The sequence below is a fragment of the uncultured Tepidimonas sp. genome (genome assembly GCF_938045175.1).
GTDB lineage: Bacteria > Pseudomonadota > Gammaproteobacteria > Burkholderiales > Burkholderiaceae_C > Tepidimonas.
Genome location: NZ_CALIND010000088.1, coordinates 1 through 4,164, shown reverse-complemented (window position 1 = coordinate 4,164; position 4,164 = coordinate 1). Strand labels below are relative to the sequence as shown.

Here is a 4,164-nt window from a genome sequence, read left to right as displayed (position 1 = left end):
CAGCTCATCATCAACCGCGAGTGGGGCCTGGCCAAGAACGAAAACCCCAACCAGGGCGCCTTCATCATCGAAGAGCTGACCGAGCTGGTGGAAGAAGCGGTGCTCCAAGAGTTCGAGCGCATCGCCGAGCGCGGGGGCGTGCTGGGCGCGATGGAGACCGGCTACCAGCGCGGCAAAATCCAAGACGAGAGCATGCACTACGAGATGCTCAAGCACACCGGTGAGCTGCCCATCATCGGCGTCAACACCTTCCGTAACCCGCACGGCGATCCCATCCCCGAGGCGCTGGAGCTGGCGCGCTCGACCGAAGAAGAAAAGCAGTCGCAACTCGCGCGCCTGCGCGACTTCCACGCCCGCCACGCGCACGAAGCCCCGGCGATGCTGCAGCGCCTCAAAGACGCCGCCATCGACAACCGCAACGTGTTCGAGGTGCTGATGGACGCGGTGCGCTGCTGCTCACTGGGGCAAATCACGCAAGCCTTGTTCGAGGTGGGGGGCCAGTACCGGCGCAACATGTGAGTGTGGCGCGCAGTTTTCGCGCCTCAATCGTCGGTCACGGGCCACGCCACGCCTTGCTCGGTCAGGATGGCGTCCAGCGGCACGTCGTGCGGCTCGGGCTGCAACCACGGCACGAAGCCGTGCGCATAGGCCAGCCCGACGGTAAACGGCCGCGGCTGCAGCGAGGCCAGTGTGCGGTCGTAAAAACCCCCGCCGTACCCGAGCCGCGTGCCACCCGGCCCGTAGCCCACGCAGGGCACGAACAGCAGCGTGGGCTGCACCACCTCGGTATCCTTGGGCTTGGGGATGCCGTAGGCGTCCTCCTCCATCGGGCAGCCCGGGTACCAGACGTGAAAGCGCAGCGTGCGCGCCACCTTGTCGATGACCGGCAACCCGATGCGGCGGCGCTGCCGCGCGCGGGCGGCGTCGTCGACATCGGCCGCCTCCTGCCAGCGGTGCAGCGCGGGCAGCGGATCGAACTCCCCCTTGATCGGCCAGTACGCCCCCACCACCGTGTCGGTGCGACCCACCATCCACACCCGCATGACGCGCTGCAGCGCCTCGTTGCGCGCGAGTCGATCGGACAGCCGCAGCCGCTCGGCCACCAGACGCTGGCGCCACTGCTGCTTGCGCTGGGCAGCATCGGTGGGTTCCGACTGGCGTGAGGGGTCGATGTTGTCCATAATCGTGGGCATGGGTTCGTTTGTTGGGCGCCTCAGGGCGCGTTCGTCGAGCACTGCCGTCTGGCGCACCATCAGGGCCGTGGCGGTCAGGGCGGCTGTCATCTTACCGCTGTGGGGCAGTGGCGCGTGGGTCGCGCCAGCCATGGCGCAGTCGGCGGCCGCGCAGGCGGGCGCCGTCGGCGACGGGGCCCCGCGCGCGGCCGCGGAGCGTGCGCTCGTCGAGATGCGCGCCGCCTTCCAAAAAGGCGATGCGCAACGGCTGGCGCAGCTGCTGCCCCTGGTGCAGGGCCACCCGCTGGAGCCGCTGGCGGCGTACTGGGCGTTGCGGGCGCGGCTGGACAGTGCCAGTGCGGACGAGATCCGCGCCTTTCTGCAGCGCTGGCGCGGCACCTACTGGGAAGACCGCCTGCGCAACGACTGGCTGTTGGTGCTGGGACGGCAACAGGACTGGGCCACGCTGCTGCAAGAGGCCATCGCGTTTCGCATGAACGACGACCCCGAGGTGCGCTGCTACACGGCGCTAGCGCGCGTCGAGACAGCCCGTGCCGCCCCGAGCGAGGTGGCCGCACTGGTGCGCGAGAACTGGCTGGCGCAGCGCACCGCAGCGCCGGGATGCGCCGCCGCCGCGCAACGGCTGATCCAGGCCGGTGCATTGCCGCGCGAGGTGGCCTGGCAGCGCGCACGGTTGGGTGTGGAGGCTGGGCGAATCGGTATCGCCACCCAGGCCGTCGGGCTGCTGGACCCGCAGTGGGTCGGGCTGGTCGATCGCGCCACCCAAAACCCCCAGCGCTACCTGGACGACAAAGTCACTGCGGTGCGCGATCGCACCAAGGAGATCGTCACCCTGGCCTTGATCCGCCTCGCGACGCAGGACCCAGTGGCAGCGGCACAGGCCGCCGACGATCTGCGCTGGCGTGCCCAGCTCACCCCTGAGGAACAGGCCTGGGTGTGGGGAGTGATCGGCAAACGCGCGGCATTGCGCCTGTCGGATGAGGCGGTGCGCTACTTCGCCCGTGCCAACGACGCGCTACTGCCCGACGAGCTGCGCGCCTGGAAAGTGCGTGCCGCGCTGCGCGCGGGCGACTGGGGCATGGTGCGGCGCACCATCGAGCACATGAGCGAGGCGCAGCGCCGCGACCCCACCTGGACGTATTGGCTCGCGCGCGCCCTGCAAACCAGCCCACGCCCTGAGGACGCCGCGCAGGCCCGCGAGCTGTACGGGCGCATCGCGGGACTGGACGGCTTCTATGAAAAATTGGCGGCAGAAGCGCTGGGCCGCGACGTCGCGCTGCCGCCCGCCCCACCGCCGCCCACGCCGGCCGAGCGGGCGGCCATCCGCGCCCATGCGGGGCTGCAACGCGCGCTGCTCGCCATCGAGCTGGGCCTGCGCGCGGAGGGTGTGCGCGAGTGGAACTACGAAGTCGCCCTCCACACCCCGGGGGGGATGAGCGACCGCGAGCTGCTGGCCGCAGCCGAGTGGGCCTGCGAGCGCGGCGTCTGGGACCGGTGTATCAACACCAGCCTGCGCACGCGCGAGGTGGTCGATATCGCGCAGCGCTTTCCCATGCCGCTGCGCGAGTTGGTCGTGCCGCGTGCGCGCGAAATCGGGCTCGATCCGGCCTACGTCTATGGCCTGATCCGGCAGGAAAGCCGCTTCATCACCGACGCGCGCTCGCACGTTGGCGCCTCGGGGCTGATGCAGGTGATGCCCGCCACCGCGCGCTGGACCGCACGCAAGATCGGCCTGCGAGACTTCGAGCCGCACCAGATCACCGACCCCGACACCAACGTGCGCATCGGCACCGCGTATCTGAAGTTGGCGCTGGACGATTTCGAGGGCTCGATGGCGCTGGCCGCCGCCTCCTACAATGCGGGTCCAGGGCGCCCGCGCCAGTGGCGCCAGGGACCGGCGTTGGAGGCCTCGGTGTGGATCGAGAACATTCCGTTCGACGAAACACGCGACTATGTCAAGCGTGTGTTGTCCAACACCACGGTCTACGCTGCCATCCTGGAGCAGCGACCGCAGCGGCTGAGCAGCCGCTTGGGGCCCATCGGCCCCCGGCCGGCGACGGCGCGCGCCCCCGACACCGACCTGCCGTGACGGCGCCGACGCGGCGACGACCACGGCCATGCCCCAGTGGAGCGATGACACCATGAAACACGTGCTGGTACTCGGCGGCACCGGCTTCGTTGGCCGCCACGTTTGCGAATGGCTCAACCGCGTGGGGGTGCGCGTCACCGTCCCGACGCGCCATACCGAGCACGCCAAATCGATCCAGATGTTGCCGATGGTGGACGTGATCGTCGCCAACGTGCACGACGACCGCGAACTGGAGCGCCTGCTGCCGGGACACGACGCCGTCGTCAACCTGATCGCCATTCTGCACGGCAGTCGCCACCAGTTCGAGCAGGTGCACGTGGCGTTTCCTCAACGCCTGGCGCAAGCCATGTTGGCCGCCCAAATCCAGCGGCTTGTGCACGTCAGCGCACTGGGAGCCGACCCGCAAGGCCCGTCGCTGTACCAGCAGACCAAAGGGGCCGGTGAGGCCGCGCTGTGGTCGATGACCAGCGCGGGGCTGGCGCTGACCGTGCTGCGGCCCAGCGTCATTTTCGGGGCCGAGGATCGATTCCTGAACCTGTTTGCGCGGCTGCAACAAACCCTGCCCGTTGTGCCGCTGGCAGGCGCGCAGGCGCGCTTCCAACCCGTGTGGGTGGGCGATGTCGCCCACGCCATCGTCGAGTGCCTGCGCCGTGAGGACACCATCGGCAAGACGTTCGAATGCGTCGGCCCCGAAGTCTGGACGCTCGCGGATCTGGTGCGCTTGGCCGGACGGCTCAGCGGCCATCCGCGGCCGGTCATTCCGCTGCCGCGTGCGCTGGCGTACTTCCAGGCCCTGCTGATGGAGCTGTTGCCGGGCGAGCCGCTGCTGTCCACGGACAACCTGCGCTCGATGGAAGTGGACAACGTCGCCACCGGCACGCT

General features: G+C 69.5%; 4 protein-coding genes. 3 read left to right on the top strand and 1 reads right to left on the bottom strand.

Annotation, left to right across the window (positions count from 1 at the left end; translation table 11 throughout):
- Positions 1-519: methylmalonyl-CoA mutase family protein (locus Q0716_RS04635; protein ID WP_299020185.1), on the top strand; the 519-nt coding region annotated here is incomplete at its 5' end.
- A gap of 23 nt (positions 520-542) precedes the next feature.
- On the opposite strand, the gene Q0716_RS04630 is transcribed toward Q0716_RS04635, so the two are convergent.
- The gene (locus tag Q0716_RS04630; RefSeq protein ID WP_299020187.1) at positions 543-1,181 is read right to left on the bottom strand and encodes a 5-formyltetrahydrofolate cyclo-ligase; all 639 of its coding nucleotides are present in this window, start codon (positions 1,179-1,181) and stop codon (positions 543-545) included.
- 142 nt (positions 1,182-1,323) lie between these two features.
- On the opposite strand from Q0716_RS04630, the gene Q0716_RS04625 reads away from it, so the two are divergent.
- Positions 1,324-3,282, top strand: coding sequence for a lytic transglycosylase domain-containing protein (locus Q0716_RS04625; RefSeq protein ID WP_299020183.1), 1,959 nt, complete (start codon positions 1,324-1,326; stop codon positions 3,280-3,282).
- A 52-nt stretch (positions 3,283-3,334) separates the two neighbouring features.
- On the top strand, positions 3,335-4,164 hold an 830-nt coding region (locus tag Q0716_RS04620; protein WP_299020181.1), incomplete at its 3' end, for a complex I NDUFA9 subunit family protein.

Bases quoted from the DNA above. Each gene is read 5' to 3' on its own strand.
- Q0716_RS04630 (WP_299020187.1), bottom strand. From the start codon at position 1,181: ATGGACAACATCGACCCCTCACGCCAGTCGGAACCCACCGATGCTGCC.
- Q0716_RS04625 (WP_299020183.1), top strand. From the start codon at position 1,324: ATGGCGCAGTCGGCGGCCGCGCAGGCGGGCGCCGTCGGCGACGGGGCC.